Below are 22,024 nucleotides of genomic sequence, written 5' to 3' on the forward strand. Positions count from 1 at the left end.
AGGAACATGCTATTCCCTTTCCGATTATGTTCTATTCTTTTTGTTAAATGGATTCAGCCTTAATATCAAGCTCAAACCAGAATTCAACACCGACAGGTCTATTAATTACACCAAATTCCTTATTATGAGAATTCATAACTGCCTTAACAATTGATAATCCAATACCGCTGCCACCATACTCTCTCGTTCTGGCTTTATCTACCTTATAGAATTTAATCCATATTTTATCCAGTTCATCCTCCGGAATATTATCTCCGGTATTGAATACCGCTACTCGCAAGGTGTCCTCTCTCGGTATCAACTTAACTTCAATGATTCGATTACCGGTAACATGGTTCAAAGCATTACTGATATAATTACTTACTACCTGTTGAATCAGGAATTCATCTGCCCATACATATACTGGTTCCGTATTATCAAAGTATAATGTAACTTCTTTTTGCTTTATCAAGATGTCGGAAGAATCTATGACGGAACGAATTAATGTAACAATATCAAAACGTTCAAAATTGACTTGATTATTTCCAAATTCTATTTCATTCAAGCTCAATAGTTTTTTCACTAAGTTATTCATTTTACCTGCTTCATCAATAATAACTTCGCAATAGAAATCACGACTTTCTATATCATCATTAATATTTTCTTTTAAACCTTCAGCATAGCCTTGAATCAATGATATCGGAGTTTTCAATTCATGGGACACATTAGATAGAAATTCCTTCCTCAACTCATCAATTTCAATTTTTCTTTGAATGTCTGTCATAAGCTCATTATTTGCTTGTTTCAATTCTGTAATAGTTGATTCTAATCTATCGGATAACGTATTGATACTGGTACCCAATTCGCCTATTTCATCTTCAGACTTAATCGGATACTTAATGTCAAAGTCCAATTCCGTCATTTTCTTAGCAATTCCCGCCATCTCTAAAATCGGTTTTGTAAACTGCTTACTAATTATAAACATAGCCAATGTTCCCATTATAACAGAAAGGATACCTACATACGCTAAAAATTCATTTGCTATAGCGACTCCTTCATCAATACTCTCAACATTGGATCGAATGAGTATAAACTTATCATCTATTCCATAAAGAATTTGGGGTATGCTTTTTGTTATCTGAGTATGATCTTTTAGCCCAGCCTTACCTGAATTATTAATGACTATACCAAACAAATCAATATAATTCGAATCCAGCTCCTTGTCATGAAGTTTGAAGATAAAGTAATTGTCCCTTTCTAATAAAAGTTTTTTATTATATTTATAAGGATTGTAGTAATTAAAGTATTCCTGAAACATATCTCTTATCTTATCTTCTTCTCTCTTACTTATCTGATTTGCAGGATACATCGTAAAAAAGTCAGGCTTTTTTTGCTTGTTTAAAGCTCTTGTAGAGTTCATGATATATGCATGTACATCATAATGGGTTTCATATTTTTGTATTTTCTTTTGCTGTTTCTCTGTAAGGCTTTCCTGATCTCCTGCTTCCTGAATCAGATCAGAAATCTTCTCATAGGACTCATCTATGTTATTTATCTTGCTATGACTGTAATAATATGGTAGGAAGGTTCTGTTGATACACCATGTAATCAACAGAGTAAGTACGATTACTATCGTAAGAGATAGGGTTATCTTCGTTCTAATGGAGTACTTCATGCATCCACCTCAAATTTATAACCCAATCCCCAGATTGTTTTAATAAAATCTCCCTTCTCTCCCATCTTGCTTCTTAACTTTTTCACGTGAGTGTCAATTGTTCTCGCATCACCAAAGTAATCATAATTCCATACATTATTCAAGATTTTTTCACGAGATAAGGCTACCCCTTGATTCGTTACAAAATAGGTCAAGAGTTCGAATTCCTTGAAGCTAAGTTCAATTTCCTCACCATCAATTTTAACCTGATGGGCCGATTTATCCAGAACTATTCCACCCACATCGATCATCTCATCATCGCTATTTGTAGTTCTTCGCAAAACCGCCTCAACACGTGCCACAAGAATCTTTGGGCTAAAAGGTTTTGATATATATTCGTCTACCCCCAAATCAAAGCCTAATAATTCATCTTTTTCATCACTCTTCGCAGTAAGCATAATGATAGGCACCTTTGAATATTGGCGAATTTCACGGCACACCTGCCACCCATCCATCTTCGGCATCATGACATCCAATATAATTAATGCAATGTCCTTCTTCGAAAAAAAGATATCCGTTGCCTGCTCACCATTTTCTGCCTCTATCACTTCATAATCCTTACGAACCAGAAAATCTTTCACCAATTTTCTCATTCGGCTTTCATCATCAACAACAAGGATTTTGAGTTTATCCATATCGCACCTCCATAGTTAATCCATTATTTCTTCTATTAATTAGTAAACTTCGTATTCATTCCATGTAGCATCCATACTTTTAATGAATTATATCATCCAACTATGACAGAATTGTGAAATAAGCCCCTCAGTTTTTGTACAACATTATGTATTCTATTTACACTCTCCAGGATAAACCAATCCCCAATCCTTACGCAAGGAGTCCATTAATTTCATGATATCAAGGGTATCCTGTAACGGTAGCATACTACTTTCCCTTTTCCCATCTCTAAGACATTGATTAACTTCTTCTGCTTCGAAGATATAACCATTCGGATGATAATTAGCGGAAAATGTATCCAACCGTTTTCCTGCTGTATCATAGCAACTTGCATTGTCCGCCATCCAGAAATTCGGAACCACAATGTGACCTTTATCCCCTATAATGACTGCATCCTTGCCAACATCTACTGTAACTGCCGAGCTAAGCTCTGCCAATACACCTTCTTCTTTATATTGGAAAGTAATCACATTCATTTCATCCACATTCGTAACACCGAGATGAGCACTGCTTGTGACATAATCCGGAAGGCGATCCATCATATGAATCACATAAGTAATCGGGTATATGCCCACATCAAGTAACGCTCCGCCTGCTAGATCAGGATTAAACAAACGATTCGTTGCATCAAATTCCTTGGTAAATCCAAAGTTCACTCTAAAGAACTTTACTTTTCCAATCAAACCACTCTTGATCCACTCTTTTACCTTTTTTGTTGCCGGAAGAAACTTTGTCCACATTGCTTCCATCAAGAAAACATTATGCTCCTTAGCCAAATTTATTAAATATGATGAATCATACTGATTTAACGTAAATGATTTTTCACAGAGTACCGCTTTCCCATATTTCAAGCAAAGAGATGCGTTATCTCTATGCTCGGTATGAGGTGTCCCGATATAAATTACATCCACCTCGGGATCTTTAGCCAACTCTTCATAACTGGAATAAGCCTTCTTAACAGAATACTCTTTTGCAAATTTATCTGCCTTATTCTGTGTTCTAGATGATACAGCAACGATCTCTGTATGATCCAATGAGTTCAGTGCCGTAGCAAAAACAGATGATATCGTTCCGGTACCAACAATACCCCAACGAATTGTCTTCATATCTTGTCCTCCATGAAATCTTTAGTTTAGACCGGCAGGAACAGTGTATTTGCTGAAAATAACGAATAACCTATCCGGTTTTGCCTGTTATATTATTTTACTCCTCACCCCTATAAAACGCAAGAAATCTATCCTTTATTCCATATGAGATATAGATATTTGGTGAGATTATTCCTCTGGAACCAATTGATATTCATACACTTGATCAATCACTTCGTATCCAACTTTTTCATAAGATCTTTCGGATAGCGGATTCTTTTTGTCAGCAAATATTGTACAGTAATCGTTGCCTGTTTTTAATAATTCCATACTCAAATAGAATACATTTGCAGCGGCAAACCCATTTCCACGGAATTCTTCAGGAGTATAAATGTAGGTAATCGTAGTACCATGCGGTAAATTTCTTGATGCGATTGCCATAGTAGCCACTTTGTTCTCCTTATTCTCATAAAAGAATACCTTATTATCATGAATTAAGTGATCCGCTCTAACTCTTGCTGCCTGATAATCTAACTCCAGCGCGAAAGCTTCTAATTGAAATTCGATCATCCATTCTGCGACCAATTTCGCTTCCTCCGGTAAGGCCGGGCGATGTGTCCCCTCTATTAAATTCATTTCCTTAAGCTCGCGTAGTTCCATTAAATCCATCCCCCATATTTCTTTGAACTGACTCATGGTAAGCTTCTTGTATTCCTCTATAAATTCTCTACATATATCAAATCTACCGATGATACCATTAATTTCGATATGGTTATTGCCAAAATAATCCGCTAAGGCAATCACTGATGATAAATCAGTGTTTTCCGGAGCGACATAGACAGCCAAATTATATGGCAGAACATTTGCAAAGAACATCTGTGGGCTCCCTGCTTTTATTACACTTCCGAATAAAACCTGATCAGTAATCTTTTTTTCACAGCATTTATACGCAGAATATAAAACAAGTTGGCAGATTGATTCGTGCTCAAGAAGAATTGATTCATAATCGTTAAGAAACATTTGTGCATCGTTATATTCTTTTATTTCCAATACTCTTCCCTTCTTCCTTCCAATTAATCTCAATAATAATCTTCCCGTATTTTACTACTTTAAACTTTAACTTGAAGAATCAGAGGTATCGATTCTGACATAGTTTTCAAACCCGTATAGCTAGCTATATCTTGTAGTATAAAATATTTTAACAAAGCAAATATTATATTGTGAGTTTTTCAGCCTGCAAAGGAGGTTGTTTATGGAACGAATTAATAATATAAAAGAAAAAATCAAAGAGTACACAGTAATAACAGTAGGAATTATGCTTGTAGTAGTTGGAGTATATTTCTTCAAATTTCCAAATCATTTTTCTATCGGTGGAGTTACCGGTGCATCAATTATACTTAGTAATGTATTTGATCAAAAAGTCAGCTCAGGAACTATCGTCCTAATTGCAAATGGCATTCTTTTAATTGTAGGTTATATATTTTTAGGCAAAAGCTTCGGCAATCGTACTGCTTATGGCACCATCTTATTATCCGTAACGCTAAAGGCTCTGGAATATATCTGCCCCATGAGTAAACCATTGACGCATCAACCTACCTTGGAGCTGGCTTTTGCTGTAATTCTTCCGTCATTGGGCGCCGCTATCTTATTCAACATAGGCGCATCCACCGGTGGCACTGATGTAATTGCTATGTTACTAAAAAAATATAGTAATCTTGATATCGGAAGAGCTCTGTTAACCAGTGATTTATTATTTACGCTGCTCACCTTTCCGGTTTTTGGCGTAACAATTGGACTTTTTTCAACTTTGGGACTTTTCCTAAAATCTACCCTGGTGGATACGATCATTGAAAACTTGAATTTAAACAAGTATTTTACGATTATATGTGAAAACCCGAAACCCATTGCCGACTTTATCATTAAGGATATTCACCGTAGTGCCACTGTTTTCGCTGCAAAAGGAGCTTACTCCGATCAAAACAGACATATTATCATTACAGTCATGAACCGTGGACAGGCTGTTTTGTTAAGAAAATTCATAAAACAGCAAGATCCGAATGCCTTCATCTTTATAACAAATACCAGTGAAATCATAGGAAGAGGTTTTCGAACATAGCAACACCAAAAACCTAGCCTTGTTATAATAATTAATCTAATCCTTCTATACTCTGCATATATTTATTAAGTAATAAACCATATACTCAAATGTTTATTTCAAAAATTGATTATTTTGGGGGATTAAGAGAATGGATTGTAATGTTGATATGACTTATGCATTATCGGAGCATCAATTTTGGTTACAAATTATGGGTGACCACTCCCGTTTTATTTATTTCTCTCTGGCTCCTACCGAGTCAGATTACATACAAATGGCAGGGGACTTTATTGCCTTATTTGATAGTTTACTGGAGCAATCTCATAAGCATGCTACTATTACCAGCTTAGAAGAATTAAATCGAAAGGCCTATGAGGCTACGCATCGTCTACGTGAATTTAAGATAGATTTATTAACCCTCTCTATTACTTCTACCCTTAACTCAAGCCTACCCCCATCATTTTTTAATGACATGCTGAATGAACTTGAAGAGTATCTTTTTATAGTTAATTCTTTAATAAATGGACAATGTCCTTTGCTGGATCCCATTCACTATCATATATTATGGTTAACTGATGCATTTGGACATTCCGCTTCTATCCTATCGGGATTAGATTTCATAGAGAAAGATCTTATTAATTTAGCAGATGAATTCGAAATCTCGTTTCATGATTTAATGACAAAATCCTATATGATGAACGGATACCTTCGAACAGGTATCAGTAACTTTCCTTCCTTGGATCGCCTCAACGAACAGGCCGAATATTTAATCAAGGAATTTATGGATTTTCTCAGCAAATTGCGCGACCAACGAATTGATAGTAAGATTCTCGGTACCTTGACTCCATTAATGGCAGACCATATGTATCGTGAAGAGTGTTATTATTTACTTAAATTATCCCAAAGCGCGGACAATATAAGAAAACCTGATTGTGATCCGGCAAGCCCAAGAATGGAACGATAATCATATAACCATAAACTTATTCATATTATTATACAAATGCAGTAACAGGAGGCAATATGGAGTTCAAGCAAAGCCAAACATATCAGAATATCCAAAGCATGTTTATGAGAAAACTCATGATCAGCACCTTATTTGATATATATAGTGACAAAGCTAGACAGGAGACCTTTATTCAGATCAGTAATATATTTACTTTTGCTGCACGGAATGAAAAAGAGCATGCCCGGATCTTTTTACGAAAATTGAACAATGATGTTATTCCTGATACCCAGACGAATCTATATGATTCGATCAATATTGGAACTGAAACAAATGCGCTATGTAGATCATATTCCACAACTGCAAGAGAGGAAGGCTATGCCGATATCGCTGCTCTGTTTAACGGAATTGCCAATATTGAACTAAATCATAATCTGGACTTTCGTACTCAATACGATGATATCATTCAACAACAGGTTTTTTGCAAACCAACCCAATCGCTCTGGATATGTTTGCAATGTGGAAATATCTTGGTTGGAGACTGTGCTCCACAACGTTGCCCAATCTGTGGCTTCCCTCAAGGTTATTATCAGATTTATGTTGCTGGGAGTTGACGTTCCTACTCCGAATTCAAATACATACAACGTGCGGCAGATTATGCATCCTTATTACACAGTTTGGAAATTAGATCAAACTGCGCTTAAAAAGGGCTGTTGTAAAATAATAGTTTATAGAAACAACGATTTATTGCAATTATGCACCATTTGGATTACAACCTGTGTAGGATGCAATATAACATTGTTCCTTGATATAATTATTATTTTGCAACAGCCCTAATTTTCATTCACATCTACTGAATATATCTTGAATAGAATTCATCATAGGTTAGTGAACTCTCATAGATAGCATCCGCTAAATCCTTCCCTACATAACGAAAATGCCAAGGCTCATAATCATACCCGGTGATCTCTTCTTTTCCTTTCGGGTATCTAAGGATGAAACCATAGCTTTGCGCATTCGCCACTAACCATTTCCCCGCCAAGGTATGTTCAAAGCTCTGCTCTAATTCATTGATGTCTACCGCTAATCCGGTCTGGTGTTCACTATGCCCCGGCCGTGCCGACACCCTATCTCGATCCGGTTGATACTCTGCCAAGGACATATAAGGTGTAATATTATTCAGGTACACTTTCCATTGGTAATAAAAGCTTCGGAAAGTTGATATTGCTTCCAGGTGAACGCCTTGCTCCAGAGCATCATTACACATTTTTTCAAATGCAACTCGAGCTTCATGTCTCAACATTAATCCATAAGAATTAAATAATGGGTTGATTTTTTCTAGATCTGCCGGAATATAATCCTCTCCGAGCTGATGATACTTATTCACTAATATAGTAAAACTCCCCGGGTCCTCTACCCTATGTATTCCCTGATAGAACTCCTGATCAAGGCCAATATTTACATAAGTGATAACATCCACCCATAATTTATGAGGGTGCTTTTGTTTGTAAATGGTATATTGATCTTTTTTATCACTTTTAAAAAACGGTAAGTATGAAATCTGAGCTATTTCATCCGAGTAATAATCTTTACAAAAATCATCCATATCGATTTCCCCTTTTCTCCGTCAGCACCTGTGTACTAATGCAATCCTTATCATATTATTATTCACTACCCGAAATAAATATTCTAGGGTCTTCGCAATGGCACTTTAATACAATTGCAAAAACCCTAGAATGATTATTGTTTAACTATATAATGATTAAATTTAATTTGTGAATACTTGTGTCCAATATATTGATCCATTTTTCTGATAAACGCCAACACCCAGTTTTCTATATTTTGTGTTCAAAATATTTGCTCTGTGTCCGGGTGAATTCATCCATGCATTTACAACCTCCTGTGGTGTCTTCTGACCACTAGCTATATTTTCCCCTGCTGCTCTGTAAGGAATTCCATATTCTACTAGTACGGAAGAAAAACTGGCTCCATTTGGTCTGGTATGTGAGAATGATGATGAGATTTCCCTTGCACGCTTACCGGATGCGGAAGACAATGTCTGATTTGTTGTACACGATACCAAGCCGGTTTTTGCACGTTGTTGATTAACCAACCGAAGAACCTCGCTTGCATAGCTACCCATTCCGGTAGATGCTGAGCTATTTGTGTTTGATGACGGCTTTGGTGTTATAACCGATTTAGTCGGCGCTTTCGTCACTTGCGCAGAAGATATAATCGATGGAGTTGTTGATACCGATGGGGTTGTTGATACTATTGCTTTATCGGTTGGCATTGGTGTTGAAGTAGAATTAGTAAACGGCGTCGGAGTAGTATCATTTGTGGCCAATTGACCACTCTGATAAGGTGTTTTTGTTACGACTAAATCGGCGGTATTACCTTCTGAATTTGATTTGATCATATTCTGATTATAAGCATACGCCCCATAAAGTGCCAGAACAGCCAGGCACGCTAATGTTACAAATAATTTTTTCATCTGTCGACCTCCACATTCATGTCTGTTTTAAAGTATGTTTTTAATTGAGTGTCTTACCTAAACTTTTTAATACTACATTAATACAGGTAAATCTGTCGATTTTATCCTTTCCATAATTTTAAAAATTTATGTATTTCAAAATGTTTTTATATTAATAATAACTTTTAAGCATTCAGATATTATTACCATTATAGCGGTTGTTCCATATAAAAGGCTTTTTAAAACCATCTACCATTATTTAATTGAATTAACATTATTTCTTATCATTTTATTTATCACAAAGGCAATACTAATTTTGAAAGAAGTGTACTCGCTGTTATTTTAGAAAGTGAGGAAGCTAATGTTAAAAGCGAAATTTTGCAGTTTTGCTATCGCAGGCCTGATTGGTTGTGCTAGTTTTCTTCCAATGAGTGCATATGCAACTGAAACGAACAAAGAATCAGTAACACTGTCGGATAAGAATGATAATCATAAAGAGAGAAAAGCTGCTTTTGAAGAATCGGTAGTAAAAGCCAACCAAAAATGGAATTCGTTATCTGCTCAGCAAAAGGCAGAGGTTTATGCATTGATTGAAGACGAGATGAAATCCGAGATGAGACTCTTAGACAAACTCGTAGAGTTTGAAATCATTAGTAGAGAAGATGCTGCAGCAGTAAAAGGACATTTAATGAGTCGGTTTGGAGAGATTAAAAAGAGTGGAGAATTTCCGTTTATGAGACAACGAGGTGCAAATAAGAAGAAATAATTGAACCTGATGCGGATAGGTTACGATTTAAATAACAGTAAGCACACTAACTTTCGTTCATATAAATAGGGTAATTGCAGAACATAGACTCTATGTTTTGCAATTACCCAAAATTAATTTGATTTAATATTGAAGGCAAGTTTAAAACTTACATTCTCATATGAAAGGAGCTATATGATGACACATAGTAATAATAATGATCAAAACACTCAAATTGGAGATCAAGACCCTCATAATACCAATACCACCAAACCAGAAATTGAACAACCTAAGCCCTCCACAGTTAACCCTTCCTATCCTCAAGAGATGCCTTCGAGAGAAGGGTAAGTAATATATTTTTTAGTTTAAAATCTTGCCATCGGTGGAGATTGTAACAACCTGCCATGGCAAGAATTTTCCGCTATTTTTTAAAGCAGTTACAGTTGCATGCTCAATGCCACCACAGCACGGAACTTCCATACGTACAACAGTAACACTCTTAATATTATTATTTTTAATAATCGCAGTCAATTTCTCACTATACTCACCCTCATCCAGTTTTGGGCATCCAATTAAAGCGATTCTGTTTTTAATAAACTGATTATGAAAATCTCCATAAGCATAAGCGGTACAATCAGCAGCAATCAGAAGATTTGCATTATTAAAGTAAGGCGCATTGATCGGTACAAGTTTTATTTGAATCGGCCACTGCTGTAGCTGACTTGATATATTTCCTACTGTATTCTCAACGACTTCTTCTGTTCTATGAATTGCTTTAGAATTTGTTCCCGGACAACCGCAAGGAAGTGTCGCCTCCTGCTGCTGTTGTTTATTCTCTAATACTGCTTCTTCATCGAACTCTGCTGCCTCACGCTCTTCAAATCCAATTGCTTCTGTTGGGCAGTGTGGAAGACACGCTCCTAAACCATCGCAATAATCATCACGTAATAATTTAGCCTTTCCATTAATTATTCCGATTGCTCCTTCATGACATGCATCCGCACATAATCCACATCCATTACATTTTTCTTCATCGATTTTTATAATTTTTCTTAACATAATTTATTCCTCCTATATGATTAAACATCTATGTTCTTGACTTTATGTGTTGATTTTACTATAGTGAAACAAATAAGTATGTTGTATTTACAACGAAAAGAGGATAATTTGAAAGAATATTATAAAATTTTAAAAAATGTTACTTTATTCGAAGGATTAAAGGAAGAAGAACTTGAGTCAGTATTAAACTGTCTCTCTTCTAAAACAGCAAAGTATGGTAAGAATCAGGTGATCCTTCATCATGGAGAAAATACTACAAATATCGGAATTGTACTATCCGGACAGACTCAGGTTGTGAAAGAGGATTATTACGGAAACCGTAACCTTATTGCAAGCTTAAGCGAAGGAATGCTCTTTGGCGAAACGTTTGTGTGCGCTGATATAAAAACGCTTCCGGTCAGTGTTATCAGCACAACCGAAAGCGTTATTCTTTGGATTGATTATCGAAGAATCATCTCTCCCTGCACACAGGTATGTTCCTTCCATAGTACATTAATTTATAACATGTTAAGAATTGTGTCCATGAAAAATCTATTACTTAGCCAGAAGATCGAATTCACATCAAAGCGCACCACCCGCGAAAAGCTGGTTGCTTATCTATCTTCTGAAGCTCAGAAAAATGGGACCAACCAATTTTCGATTCCATTTAATCGGCAGGAGTTGGCAGACTATCTCAGCGTTGATCGTAGTGCAATGTCTGCCGAACTCGCTCGATTAAAAAAGGATGGGATATTAGACTACCACAAAAATCAGTTTACATTATTATAGGAAAAACCTCAAACACAGCTAATCGCTCAGGCTTTTCAGCGGAATTCTTAATACAGTGAACTTTTCATACAGCAGAATGGATTATGCAGCTGATGGATTCTTATATAACAAGTCTCCTTAATGGATTGCTCTCTTTCCGTGATGGCCACCCATGACATCCGCAACATCATTAATCGTTACAAATGCATTCGGATCCTTATCATTAATGATGGCACGCATCTTTGAAAGCTCGAGACGTGAGACTACGGAGTAAATCACTGTTTTAGAATCATTCGTAAATCCTCCTCTTCCCTCAAGGAAAGTTACTCCACGTCCTAAACGATCATTTATGGCAGATGCGATTTCATCTCCGTTATTCGTCACGATCATAACTGCTTTGGCTTCGTCGAAACCTTCAATCACTATATCAACTGCTTTATGCACCACAAAGTACGCAAGCATGGAATATAATGCACGATCTCGTCCTAGCACAAGAGCTGCTAACAAGAAGATGAATACATTAAATATCATTACAATCTGTCCGATGGAAAACATACCACCCTTACACAAGATAATTGCGATAATCTCTGTACCATCCAACGATCCGCCATATCGTATGATCAAACCAACTCCTACCCCTAATATAATTCCGCCAAATACTGTTGCAAGTAATACATCTCCTGTATATTCTGAGATAGGGTGGAATAGATACATAAATATTGAGAACATTGTTATAGAAAAGAGCGATGTAATTACAAAGGTTTTACCAATTTGTTTATACCCCAAAAACAAAAAGGGAACATTAAGTACAAAGGTAAAAAAAGCAATTGGAATATGTGTTAATCGACCAGCTATGATAGAGATACCTACAACACCACCATCAATGATACTATTCGGTACCAAAAATATTTCGAGTCCCAAAGCAGCAATCAAGGCACCCAGCAATAATAAAAAATATTTTTTTAATATCTTATAGACGTTATTTTGTTTTTTTTTCATATATTCCCCCTATATTAAATCTCCATCTATTCAATAAGCTATGTTATTCCGTAGATGAGTTTACCCTAATTCATTACAGTGGTTTTACCACCATTCCATTTACCTCAACTTCGTCCGTAATTTCAATTACGATACATTTTCGTCCGTCCACCATCTTGGTTTGAATCAAATCCGTTCTCTCCGGATTTACCTTCACTACAACATCCGGTGTTTTCACTTCAAAAGCTCTGGTACTAGTAAGATTCGCTGCAAGCAATGTGGCATTCTCCCCAGTCATAGCATCAAAGTTCTTATCAAATTCAATCAGCTTTTCCTCCTCAACTCCGCTATCGGATAAGAGGGTTTTAACTTCTGTCTTATCAAGAACCAAAGGCTCCGGAATTTCCTTCATTTTATGTTCTTCAATTATCTCATTTAATTTATCATGAATATTCTTTACGATTTCATATTCGCATTCTTCCCCGAGTGTCTCTTTCACCAAGGTTTGAAAGGTTTCTTTTTGTATCCCTGCAGTCATTGGCACATCACATCCAAGTAGACCATCAACAAATTCATTGTGTAACTCTTCGGAATCTTTGGAATAGTACAGTATGCTATGTATGTCTGTACTTCTATCATTAAAAGCTGGGAATAAGAATCCGTTGTTAGGAGCTCCTACCACCCAATCTTGGATACGCTTTTGAATCTGATTTGTATCGGTATTATAGCTAAGTCCAGGTTTTGAGAGTTTAACCGGACAGATGGAACTTAATATAAAGCGATAAACCTCATCGGAGGCATCCTCCATAAACTGTCTATCTTTTGATTTTCCTGGAACGTCATAAGCAGCATATATTACTAAGATTAAGTAGCTTCCCACAAAATCATACAACTGCACAATCTTCTGATAAAATTCATCCAGTAATTCTTCCTCTTTTAATTCACTATCCCGAAGCTTAAGTAAGAACTCTTGCGTTCCTCCGTTAAACTCACTCTCGGTAGGAAACTCCATGTTCATTAGATTCTTTCCAACTGAACCGGATAAGGTCTTTTTAAAGATTTCAAAATATTTAAAGGTTTCTTCCTCCGGCATACAGAGAAAGGATTCCGTAAATCTTGACTTAATCTCTTTTTCTCCGTCAACATAACATCCGCTGACCTTTGTAATAGAACAATTCTCATGATTAAATTGTTTTTTAATTTCAGATATTTCACTATTGATCATCTGCATTCTCCTCCCAGTAATTTATTCTCAAAAACAGTTTATCATCTCATTAACTTATAATCAAGTGATAGGTAGCGCAGTAACACTATATCCCATCTGACTCATCACCATCTCATAGTATTGTCCTTTCAATTTCATAAGGCTTTGATGATTCCCGTATTCTAGAATTTGTCCATCTCCAATAACCATAATCTTATCCGCATCACGGATTGTAGACAGGCGGTGAGCAATTAAAAAGCTGGTACGGTTTTTCATAAGTGATACCAAAGCCTTCTGTATCTCCTTTTCTGTCTTTGTATCCACACTACTGGTTGCCTCATCTAAAATCAATATCGGACTGTCACAGAGAACCGCTCTGGCGATGGATATCAGTTGCTTTTGTCCCTGACTCAAATTATCCGTTGAGGCTGACACAATCGTATCATATCCATTTGGTAATTTATCGATAAAATCATGTGCATGTGCTATTTTAGCCGCCAAAATCACCTGTTCATCATCCGCATTAATATTAGAATACCGAATATTATCCTTAATGGTACCACCGAATAAGTTCGTGTCTTGCAGCACTACAGAGAAGCATTTCCTTAGGCTATCTCTTTTTATATCGGTTATTGGAATTCCATCAATTAAAATCTTTCCGCTATCTGCATCATAAAACCGAGTCATAAGATTAACAATTGTAGTTTTCCCAGCACCGGTTTCCCCTACTAGCGCAACAACCTCTCCCGGTTTCACTTGAAAGCAAACATTCTTAAGAATCTGCCTATTCCTATCATAGGAGAAGCACACGTCAGAAAAAACGACCTCACCGGTTGGATTTTTTATAATGATTGCTTTATCCACATCAGCAGTTTCTTCTTCATAATCTAATATTTCAAATACCCTCTCTGCACCCGCAAGTGCAGATTGTATTGTATTAAACATTCCTGCTACCGAATTAAGTGGCTGAGCAAATTGCTTCGAATAGCTCAAGAAGCTCACAACCGTACCAACTGCAAGCCCATTTTGTATTGATAAGATCCCTCCTACAATGGATACCACTGCAAATATTAAATTATTAATGACATTCATAAGGGGCATCATATATCCGGACCAAATTTGCGCTTTAGTACTGCTCCTTTGCAAATTCTCATTGATCTCCTTGAACTGAACGATTACTTCCTCACGACGTTCAAAGGCCTTCACCATCTTAAGTCCGAGTATACTTTCTTCTATTACACCATTCAAAGCTCCAAGACTTCTCTGCTGAGACAAAAAGTACGCACGGCTTCTAGAGGCAATTAACTTCGTTAAAAGTGTTACCAAGGGTACACATAAAAGAACAGTAAACGTCAATGGAATATTCAATCGAATCATCACGATTAAGGAGCCGATCAAGGTGAGCACGCTTGAAATTAATTGAGTTGTCGTTTGAGCGATAACAGTGCTGATATTATCCACATCATTTGTAATTCGACTCATCGTATCACCATGAGACCGGGTGTCATAAAAACTTAACGGTAGCTTCTGCATCTTCCGGAAGAATTCACTGCGAAGCGTTAAAACTAATTTCTGGGATATCTTCAGCGTGATTACACCATTAATTAAATTTATCAACCAATTTGTAATATAAAATGATAGAATCACAATTAATAAAAAAGTGAGCCGGTTAACATCTACACTTCTATCCTTCATATGAAAGGTATTAAAGCTTTTACCGATATAATATGGAATTGCGACTGATATCACAGAAGAAACACCGGTCAGTAAGATAGCAACAAATATAGTCTTCCCCCATCGCATATAGATTTGAATGATACGAAACAAGGTTCCCTTTGCATTTTTCGCCTTTGCAGTGGGCGCGAAGCGATCCCTTCCGGCTCCCGGACGGTGACCTAATGTTGGTCCCCTCTGTTGAAGTGGCTCAGCCATATTTATGCCTCCTTTCCACTTTCTATCTGCGTATGATAAATATCCTGATATACTTCACAAGCCCTCATTAATTCCTCGTGGGAACCAAAACCGACTTTTCTTCCGTTCTCTATAACAAGAATCTTATCAGCTAGCATCGCAGTTCCACACCGCTGTGTTATAGTAATTAGCGTCTGACAATGTTGTGATGCTCTAAGATTATCCCGAACTTTCGCTTCTGTCACAGCGTCTAATGCACTTGTAGCGTCATCAAGAATTAATATCGGTGATTGTTTTATCATTGCACGTGCTATGGAGATCCGCTGCTTTTGTCCTCCGGATAGATTTACTCCTCCACTTCCAAGAATGCTGTCATAGCCACTATTCATCTGTGTAATGAAGTCTGCCTGAGCTTTCTCCGTTACCAGCTTTATCTCATCAATTGATGCATCCTTCTTACCCCAACGTATATTATCCGTTACCGAACCGGAGAATAACATCGGCTTTTGAGGTACGATTGAGATATTGTTCCGAATCTCATCTACTCCCAAACTTTTTATATCATAATTATCCAAGAGGATTTTACCACTGTCCGTATCATAAAAACGCAACAGAAGCCAAGCGATTGTAGATTTACCGCTGCCGGTGGGTCCGATAATTGCCAGACTTTCACCCCGATTAACCGAGAAGGACAAATCCTTTATTGCTGGAACGCCGCTGCCGCCGGGATACGCAAAGCTAACTCGTTCAAAAGCAATACTTCCGTATAGATGATGCTCCTTCTCGCTCCCAGCGAAATCCTCATCACAATCAAATACCTCTTGAATACGTGTAGTGGAGGCTTTCGTTCGGACAAACACGGTAAATATATTCGTAATCATTATTAGTGAATTCAGTATTTGAGCCATGTAGATGGTAAATGCAGTCATATCTCCGGTATTCGCCAGATTCCTTTGAAATAATCTGCTGCCGACTAGAATAACAGTTACCGTTCCTAATCCAACCACTAATGTCAATATCGGTGAGATTACTGTTATTACCATCTGGGAAGACACGCCCTTTGTCATTAAATTACTGTTTTCCTTATCAAATTTATCTGTTTCACTATCGTATGTACCAAAGGCCTTCACCAGCCGTACTCCGATCAGATATTCCTGAACCCTTGAGTTAACGCGATCAACCGCTTTCTGTAATTGATAAAATCTAGGATAACTGAATTTCATGCTGATATAGATTAATATTGATACGAGGATAACTACCCCATAGATAATAAGACTTAACCGCGGATTCATTATGGTTGCTAATATAATACTTCCTATACAGGTAATTGGAGCTTTCATGAATATCCTCATGGTTCCATTAACACACTGAATAATCTGAGCAGTATCATTCGTCATTCTGGTAATTAGTGAGCCATTCTCAATTTTATCAGCGCTAACTTCCGAAAAGGACATTATCTTCTCGAATAAATCAGATCTAAGATCTGCTCCCGTTCTTTGTGATACATAGCTTGCCAAGTTGTTTCGTATCACTGCAAAGCATGCTCCTATCAAAGTCACAAACAGCATCATCATGCCCCAATAATAGACCTGGCTTAACTCTCCCTTTTCGATTCCACTATTGATAATATGTGACATAAGAGTCGGACCTAACAAATCACAGAATGCTTCAAGGGATACACATAGGAGTGCAACTAAAAAAGGGGTTTTATATCTCCTGAAATATTTTTCGTACAACTTCAATCTACATCCCTCATTTCATATCTTACTAACTCAATGAATCCAACTTACCATCCGATGACCAATCCGGTTCTGCCCCTCTGGAATAGGAAATTATCGCTGCGATTATACTAAATATAAATGATATCATAAATGCCATTCTAAGTCCGCCCATAAATTGACCTACTGCAATTCCTTTTGACCCCACTTGAGTTCCTACAAATAAAGCCTGCATCGCATCCGGTGATATGGAGGAAGATATAATAGCCATAGATATCGCTATACTTAATACATTGCCTGCATTCATTGACATCGTTCTCACTCCGGCCGCAATCCCTCGTTTATTTGCAGGCACAATACTCATAATCGCAGAGGTATTCGGCGAGAAAAACATTCCGGAACCAAAACCCATAATTAACATCCATACCATTAATTCTACCATAGATGTGTTCTTCGTGATAAACATCATTCCAAAAAGACCGGCTGCAGAAATCAGTAGTCCAACCGAGCTGAGCACTCTTGCGCCGTATTTATCCGAAAGATAACCGCTAACCGGGGACACAACCATCATCGAGATAGCAAATGGTGCAAGTAAAATCCCTGCCTGAATTGGATCAATGCCTTTAATCCCCTGAAAATAAAAGATTAATAAGAATGTAACCGCACCTCTTGCAATCCCATTAAGAAGATTGCTGGCATATGCAAAAGCAAGTACTCTTGTTTTTAAAAGCTTCATATCAAGCATGGGGTCTTCTGTTCTGTTTTCAATATGCACGAAAGCACTTAACAACATTACTGATATTACGCTTAACCCTATAACAGAAGTATGGAACCACCCGGTAAATCCACCTATCGTAAGAGCGATTAATAGAGCAAGCATGCCAAACGAGAATGTTATCGTTCCCTTAATATCAAACTTCTGTTTTGTTGTTATAATCTCTCCCTCCTTCAGCATAAAAGCTGCCCAAAGAGTTCCGATAATACCGATTGGAATATTAATATAGAATATGCTTCTCCATCCGATATTTATCAAAAATCCACCAAGAATGGGACCTGCGATTGAGGCTATACTAATAATCATGCTATTAATTCCCAGTGCCCTTCCAAGTTCACTTTTTGGAAATGCATCTGCAACAATCGCAGTACTATTTGCAACCATTAACGCTCCTCCAAGAGCTTGAATTAATCGAAATATCAACAGCTGAGTCCCTGTCTGTGATATTGCACATAATAAAGAAGAAATTGTAAATATCGCGAAACCACTCACATATAATTTCTTTCTCCCCCACATATCTGCAATTCTGCCGATAGCTGGGACTAATATGGTCATCGCTAGCATATATCCCATCAAAATCCAGGTTACTAATGCCATGCCCACTTTTAAATCCTTCATAATTACAGGAAGTGCCATCATTAATGTACTTCCGCTTAATACTGAAAACAATGCACCCATTGATGTGCAGGAAAGTGCAATCCATTTATATCTATCTTGTTTCATTTTCGTCATCTCCTATGGTGGATTAATTATTGTTGATTTTTGTATCAAGGTCAGTCAATATATCCAAATATTTTGCTTTCACTCGCTTCATCGTTTCTTCTTTCTTCTCGATCAATTCAATCTGTTTACCGATTGAATGAATTGATTTTTCAATCATCTCCTTATCTTGATGTTCCCCATCAATAATACCTCTGATAATCAATTCTAGATCAAATACATCCTTCACTTCATTCAGACTAAAGCCAAGACTGTCCTTATAAGATCTTATTCTCGATATCCTTTCAATGTCATCATCGGAATATAATCTGTACTGTGATTCAGTTCTGACTGGTTTGATCAGTTCGATATCCTCATAATAACGGATTGCTCGCTTTGTAAGGCCAGTTATTTTCGCCACCTCTTCAATTCGATAAAGCTTTTTCTCCATAACAATTATCATACCTTTCATCTAATGGCTGTTGCATAACAATAATTTCATTAAGGAACAAAGATATATTATCTGTTTTGCATAAGCCTCATCGTCAGCGAATTTACGTTTATTCACGCAATGCTATTATAAAAATTATATGCAACTATAACATTAACGTCAATGTTATAGTTGCATATAATTTTTATTGATTATCAGAAAAAATCTGTATAAATTTCTGACTAAAAAAGAGATGCCGGTCATGATAATACTTAAGGAAAATGATTCCTACGATATACTATCATGTCCGGTATCTCTTTTTTTTGTGGCAAGAGGAATCGATTCATTAATTCATCTTACATATTAGTTAAATCTAAAATTATAACGGAATACATTATTCCTCTTCCTCAAATTTAAACATTAAGATCGATTTCTCAAGAACCTTCGCTTCTTCTGCCAGTTCATCAGCGGATCTGCTTAAGAATTCTACTGAATTAATCTGTTCAATTGCTGTAGCACTTACTTCCTCAGAAGCTGATGCCGTCTCTTCCGATACTGCGGATATATTCGTAATTGCATCCATACTGCTATCCTTAGCAGACTCAATGGTCTTTACTCCCTCCGATATATTACTCAGATTGGATACCAACTTCTCTACATGGAGATTAATATTTTCAAAGGTAGATATTGCTTTACTCAAAGCCTCCATCTGTGATTCAACAATATTCTTCGCTTGATTCGCTGAAGTAAATGTTATCTTAGTCTTCTCTTGTATCACATCCACAATTTCTTTGATTTGATTGGAAGCAAGTGATGATTGATCAGCTAATTTACGGATTTCTTCAGCTACAACTGCAAATCCTCTACCTGCTTCCCCTGCTCTTGCCGCTTCAATGGATGCATTTAAGGATAATAGGTTTGTTTGCGCTGCAATATCATTAATTGCATGTATAATATTCTGAATATTTCTAGAGTGCAGCTCCAAATCTTCAATTTCACTAATTACAACATGAGTAATCTCCGTGGTTGCACCTGATTTTTTATTTAATTCATCAACGATAACAATTCCTTCTCCGATGATAGTGGTTGTATCCTTCGCAATTTGTTCAATCTCATAGGTACTTTTATACACAAGATTAATCTGATCCGATAAATCAGTCATCATATTGGAGCACTGTTCTGTATCGGAAGCCTGCTGTGTTACACCGTTACCAATTTCATCAATTGCAAGAGAAATGTTCTTCGTAGAGTCCAATATATTAGTGGAAGCGCCGGATAATTCATCCGCTGATTTGGTGACCCTAGTGCCCACATTCGCAACCTCTTTTATCAAATTCCTCATTTCTCCCATCATACCCTTTAAGCTTTGAGATAGAATTAGGAATTCATCTTTTCTCTTCGTATCAAACTTAGTGGTTAAGTCTCCTCCTGCTGCTTTCTTGATTGACGTGGATAATTTTGTAATCTCATTACCTATACCTCTCGCCAGTATAGTACCAATTACTGATACAAATACACATGCCAGTATTACAAATATAATTACTAATATTTTTATATCATTAACCTTATCTAGAATCTCACTTTTAGGAACTAAAGCACAGATAGTTGCGCCAGTTTTATCCACTTTACTATATAAGAAGAGATAATCCTTTCCCTTATACTTTTCGAACGAGAAGCCAGAATCTCCTATCTTCTTCGTTGTGCTTTTGTAGTAAGGAAGGCCTTTAAATACATTGGTGTCTGTAGTACCAAATAATGCTTCCTGTCCATCACTCGTTATAAAGCCAACGATACTGTCCTTTCCAAGGTTTAACTGTGAAATCGGTCTGATGATTTTACTTGTAAGCACATCTATCACAATATAACCATTGTTCTCAGTCAACTTACGTATAATTGTTGCAGAATATGCTGTTTGAGTATTACGTAAGGATTCATCAAGAAAAGGATGTTTACCAAGCCAGATAAAACGTTGAGTGGAAGATTGTATCTTCTTTCCTTCTTCTGATTTACTGAAATTCTCATAAAAATCCTTTGGAAGCTTACCTGCAGTGGAATATGCATCCCCATGTTCCCCAAAGACATGGATATTATAATTAACACTGTTAGATGTCTTCGCTGCGGATAACTCATTTACCATATTCATATAGCTTTCATTATCTTTAAGTGATCCATCCTCACTTCTCTTGTAATAATCCCTTACAGATTCATAGCTTATCAGATTATATGACTCATCCAACACGCTATTCAACTCCATCGTAATATAGTCTTTCGTTGCATTCAATGTAGTTATCGTACTATTCTCATAATTATCAATGATTGCAGTGGATGCCTTTTGATATGCCACAAATCCAATAACAGCTAAAAATAAAATAGGAACAGCGAAGGCAACCATGATTTTTGTTCGTATGTTAAGCTTATCCCATACGTTCATACTAGGTAACACCTTTGCTATCCCTTTTTTCGTTATACTAATATTCAATTTCTTGTGTGTCTTTGGCTTTCGCACCTTTTGTCTTTTTCGTTCTTCCTCTTTGGTCATAACCTCTCTCACTCCTAATCATCGCTTTTGTTTTGTTGAATTATGTATAAAAAACTCATATATGATATCTATGTATTTTAAAATATCAGAATAATTTTCTCTTGTCAACTAATCTGTTAGTTCTAATTGATCCCATTTTATAATATCCGGGAGAACTTTCCATATTTAATAGATCTAATGATTTAATAGGATTTTAATTTGTAAATTATTAATTATAAGTTATAATGATTATGAACTGTCCATAAAATCCAATGA

At 36.6% G+C, this 22,024-nt stretch carries 20 protein-coding genes; 6 read left to right on the forward strand and 14 right to left on the reverse strand.

The window, feature by feature from the left end; all coding sequences use genetic code 11:
- Positions 1-43: 43 nt before the first annotated feature.
- From AC6IWN_RS11210 to AC6IWN_RS11225, 4 genes are all read right to left on the reverse strand, one after another.
- Positions 44-1,654, reverse strand: coding sequence for a sensor histidine kinase (locus AC6IWN_RS11210; protein WP_497987498.1), 1,611 nt, complete (start codon positions 1,652-1,654; stop codon positions 44-46).
- Entirely contained in the window at positions 1,651-2,328 is a 678-nt protein-coding gene (locus tag AC6IWN_RS11215; RefSeq protein WP_497987499.1) for a response regulator transcription factor, read from the reverse strand. Before AC6IWN_RS11215 ends, AC6IWN_RS11210 begins: the two co-directional genes overlap by 4 nt.
- Before the next feature lie 153 nt (positions 2,329-2,481).
- Positions 2,482-3,474 carry a Gfo/Idh/MocA family protein gene (locus AC6IWN_RS11220; RefSeq protein WP_497987500.1) on the reverse strand — a complete coding sequence of 331 codons (993 nt, stop codon included), beginning with the start codon at positions 3,472-3,474 and terminating at the stop codon, positions 2,482-2,484.
- Between the two features lie 168 nt (positions 3,475-3,642).
- The gene (locus AC6IWN_RS11225) at positions 3,643-4,536 is read right to left on the reverse strand and encodes a GNAT family N-acetyltransferase (RefSeq protein WP_497987501.1); all 894 of its coding nucleotides are present in this window, start codon (positions 4,534-4,536) and stop codon (positions 3,643-3,645) included.
- Between the two features lie 169 nt (positions 4,537-4,705).
- Between AC6IWN_RS11225 and AC6IWN_RS11230 the strand changes: the two genes are divergently transcribed.
- The 3 genes from AC6IWN_RS11230 to AC6IWN_RS11240 all read left to right on the forward strand — a co-directional run bounded on the left by AC6IWN_RS11230 (position 4,706) and on the right by AC6IWN_RS11240 (position 7,105).
- Positions 4,706-5,569, forward strand: a complete 864-nt coding sequence (locus AC6IWN_RS11230) for a YitT family protein (protein WP_497987502.1) — start codon at positions 4,706-4,708, stop codon at positions 5,567-5,569.
- Positions 5,570-5,699: 130 nt separating this feature from the next.
- Positions 5,700-6,512: a DUF2935 domain-containing protein gene (locus tag AC6IWN_RS11235; protein ID WP_497987503.1), complete on the forward strand. Its 813-nt coding sequence runs from the start codon at positions 5,700-5,702 to the stop codon at positions 6,510-6,512.
- 56 nt (positions 6,513-6,568) lie between these two features.
- Positions 6,569-7,105, forward strand: a complete 537-nt coding sequence (locus tag AC6IWN_RS11240) for a rubrerythrin family protein (RefSeq protein ID WP_497987504.1) — start codon at positions 6,569-6,571, stop codon at positions 7,103-7,105.
- 236 nt (positions 7,106-7,341) lie between these two features.
- On the opposite strand, the gene AC6IWN_RS11245 is transcribed toward AC6IWN_RS11240, so the two are convergent.
- Positions 7,342-8,097: a M15 family metallopeptidase gene (locus tag AC6IWN_RS11245; RefSeq protein WP_497987505.1), complete on the reverse strand. Its 756-nt coding sequence runs from the start codon at positions 8,095-8,097 to the stop codon at positions 7,342-7,344.
- A gap of 162 nt (positions 8,098-8,259) precedes the next feature.
- Positions 8,260-8,985: a CAP domain-containing protein gene (locus AC6IWN_RS11250; RefSeq protein ID WP_497987506.1), complete on the reverse strand. Its 726-nt coding sequence runs from the start codon at positions 8,983-8,985 to the stop codon at positions 8,260-8,262.
- A 340-nt stretch (positions 8,986-9,325) separates the two neighbouring features.
- On the opposite strand from AC6IWN_RS11250, the gene AC6IWN_RS11255 reads away from it, so the two are divergent.
- Positions 9,326-9,730, forward strand: a complete 405-nt coding sequence (locus AC6IWN_RS11255) for a hypothetical protein (RefSeq protein ID WP_497987507.1) — start codon at positions 9,326-9,328, stop codon at positions 9,728-9,730.
- Positions 9,731-9,907: 177 nt separating this feature from the next.
- Positions 9,908-10,057, forward strand: a complete 150-nt coding sequence (locus AC6IWN_RS11260) for a hypothetical protein (protein WP_497987508.1) — start codon at positions 9,908-9,910, stop codon at positions 10,055-10,057.
- A gap of 12 nt (positions 10,058-10,069) precedes the next feature.
- Here AC6IWN_RS11260 and AC6IWN_RS11265 read toward each other — a convergent pair whose 3' ends face one another.
- Complete coding sequence (locus AC6IWN_RS11265; RefSeq protein ID WP_497987509.1) at positions 10,070-10,768, reverse strand: ATP-binding protein; 699 nt, start codon at positions 10,766-10,768, stop codon at positions 10,070-10,072.
- 108 nt (positions 10,769-10,876) lie between these two features.
- Between AC6IWN_RS11265 and AC6IWN_RS11270 the strand changes: the two genes are divergently transcribed.
- A complete protein-coding gene (locus AC6IWN_RS11270) occupies positions 10,877-11,536 on the forward strand; it encodes a Crp/Fnr family transcriptional regulator (protein ID WP_497987510.1) in 660 nt (219 codons plus the stop codon).
- A 117-nt stretch (positions 11,537-11,653) separates the two neighbouring features.
- Here the strand turns inward: AC6IWN_RS11270 and AC6IWN_RS11275 are convergent, their stop codons facing one another.
- The 7 genes from AC6IWN_RS11275 to AC6IWN_RS11305 form a co-directional block, all read right to left on the reverse strand.
- On the reverse strand, positions 11,654-12,514 hold the full coding sequence (locus tag AC6IWN_RS11275; protein ID WP_497987511.1) for a YitT family protein: 861 nt from the start codon (positions 12,512-12,514) through the stop codon (positions 11,654-11,656).
- 73 nt (positions 12,515-12,587) lie between these two features.
- Positions 12,588-13,718, reverse strand: coding sequence for a DUF4317 domain-containing protein (locus AC6IWN_RS11280; protein WP_497987512.1), 1,131 nt, complete (start codon positions 13,716-13,718; stop codon positions 12,588-12,590).
- A gap of 60 nt (positions 13,719-13,778) precedes the next feature.
- On the reverse strand, positions 13,779-15,629 hold the full coding sequence (locus AC6IWN_RS11285; protein WP_497987513.1) for an ABC transporter ATP-binding protein: 1,851 nt from the start codon (positions 15,627-15,629) through the stop codon (positions 13,779-13,781).
- A gap of 2 nt (positions 15,630-15,631) precedes the next feature.
- Positions 15,632-17,350, reverse strand: a complete 1,719-nt coding sequence (locus tag AC6IWN_RS11290) for an ABC transporter ATP-binding protein (protein WP_497987514.1) — start codon at positions 17,348-17,350, stop codon at positions 15,632-15,634.
- Between the two features lie 25 nt (positions 17,351-17,375).
- Positions 17,376-18,824 carry an MFS transporter gene (locus AC6IWN_RS11295; RefSeq protein WP_497987515.1) on the reverse strand — a complete coding sequence of 483 codons (1,449 nt, stop codon included), beginning with the start codon at positions 18,822-18,824 and terminating at the stop codon, positions 17,376-17,378.
- Between the two features lie 22 nt (positions 18,825-18,846).
- The gene (locus AC6IWN_RS11300; RefSeq protein ID WP_497987516.1) at positions 18,847-19,263 is read right to left on the reverse strand and encodes a MerR family transcriptional regulator; all 417 of its coding nucleotides are present in this window, start codon (positions 19,261-19,263) and stop codon (positions 18,847-18,849) included.
- A gap of 361 nt (positions 19,264-19,624) precedes the next feature.
- Positions 19,625-21,769, reverse strand: a complete 2,145-nt coding sequence (locus AC6IWN_RS11305) for a methyl-accepting chemotaxis protein (RefSeq protein ID WP_497987517.1) — start codon at positions 21,767-21,769, stop codon at positions 19,625-19,627.
- Between the last annotated feature and the right edge of the window lie 255 nt (positions 21,770-22,024).

It is taken from the genome of Variimorphobacter sp. HTMS_6, assembly GCF_059717775.1.

Bases quoted from the DNA above. Each gene is read 5' to 3' on its own strand.
- AC6IWN_RS11235 (WP_497987503.1), top strand. From the start codon at position 5,700: ATGGATTGTAATGTTGATATGACTTATGCATTATCGGAGCATCAATTT.
- AC6IWN_RS11280 (WP_497987512.1), bottom strand. From the start codon at position 13,718: ATGATCAATAGTGAAATATCTGAAATTAAAAAACAATTTAATCATGAG.
- AC6IWN_RS11275 (WP_497987511.1), bottom strand. From the start codon at position 12,514: ATGAAAAAAAAACAAAATAACGTCTATAAGATATTAAAAAAATATTTT.
- AC6IWN_RS11215 (WP_497987499.1), bottom strand. From the start codon at position 2,328: ATGGATAAACTCAAAATCCTTGTTGTTGATGATGAAAGCCGAATGAGA.
- AC6IWN_RS11210 (WP_497987498.1), bottom strand. From the start codon at position 1,654: ATGAAGTACTCCATTAGAACGAAGATAACCCTATCTCTTACGATAGTA.
- AC6IWN_RS11220 (WP_497987500.1), bottom strand. From the start codon at position 3,474: ATGAAGACAATTCGTTGGGGTATTGTTGGTACCGGAACGATATCATCT.
- AC6IWN_RS11295 (WP_497987515.1), bottom strand. From the start codon at position 18,824: ATGAAACAAGATAGATATAAATGGATTGCACTTTCCTGCACATCAATG.
- AC6IWN_RS11260 (WP_497987508.1), top strand. From the start codon at position 9,908: ATGACACATAGTAATAATAATGATCAAAACACTCAAATTGGAGATCAA.
- AC6IWN_RS11300 (WP_497987516.1), bottom strand. From the start codon at position 19,263: ATGATAATTGTTATGGAGAAAAAGCTTTATCGAATTGAAGAGGTGGCG.
- AC6IWN_RS11255 (WP_497987507.1), top strand. From the start codon at position 9,326: ATGTTAAAAGCGAAATTTTGCAGTTTTGCTATCGCAGGCCTGATTGGT.
- AC6IWN_RS11240 (WP_497987504.1), top strand. From the start codon at position 6,569: ATGGAGTTCAAGCAAAGCCAAACATATCAGAATATCCAAAGCATGTTT.
- AC6IWN_RS11250 (WP_497987506.1), bottom strand. From the start codon at position 8,985: ATGAAAAAATTATTTGTAACATTAGCGTGCCTGGCTGTTCTGGCACTT.
- AC6IWN_RS11265 (WP_497987509.1), bottom strand. From the start codon at position 10,768: ATGTTAAGAAAAATTATAAAAATCGATGAAGAAAAATGTAATGGATGT.
- AC6IWN_RS11285 (WP_497987513.1), bottom strand. From the start codon at position 15,629: ATGGCTGAGCCACTTCAACAGAGGGGACCAACATTAGGTCACCGTCCG.
- AC6IWN_RS11305 (WP_497987517.1), bottom strand. From the start codon at position 21,769: ATGACCAAAGAGGAAGAACGAAAAAGACAAAAGGTGCGAAAGCCAAAG.
- AC6IWN_RS11230 (WP_497987502.1), top strand. From the start codon at position 4,706: ATGGAACGAATTAATAATATAAAAGAAAAAATCAAAGAGTACACAGTA.
- AC6IWN_RS11245 (WP_497987505.1), bottom strand. From the start codon at position 8,097: ATGGATGATTTTTGTAAAGATTATTACTCGGATGAAATAGCTCAGATT.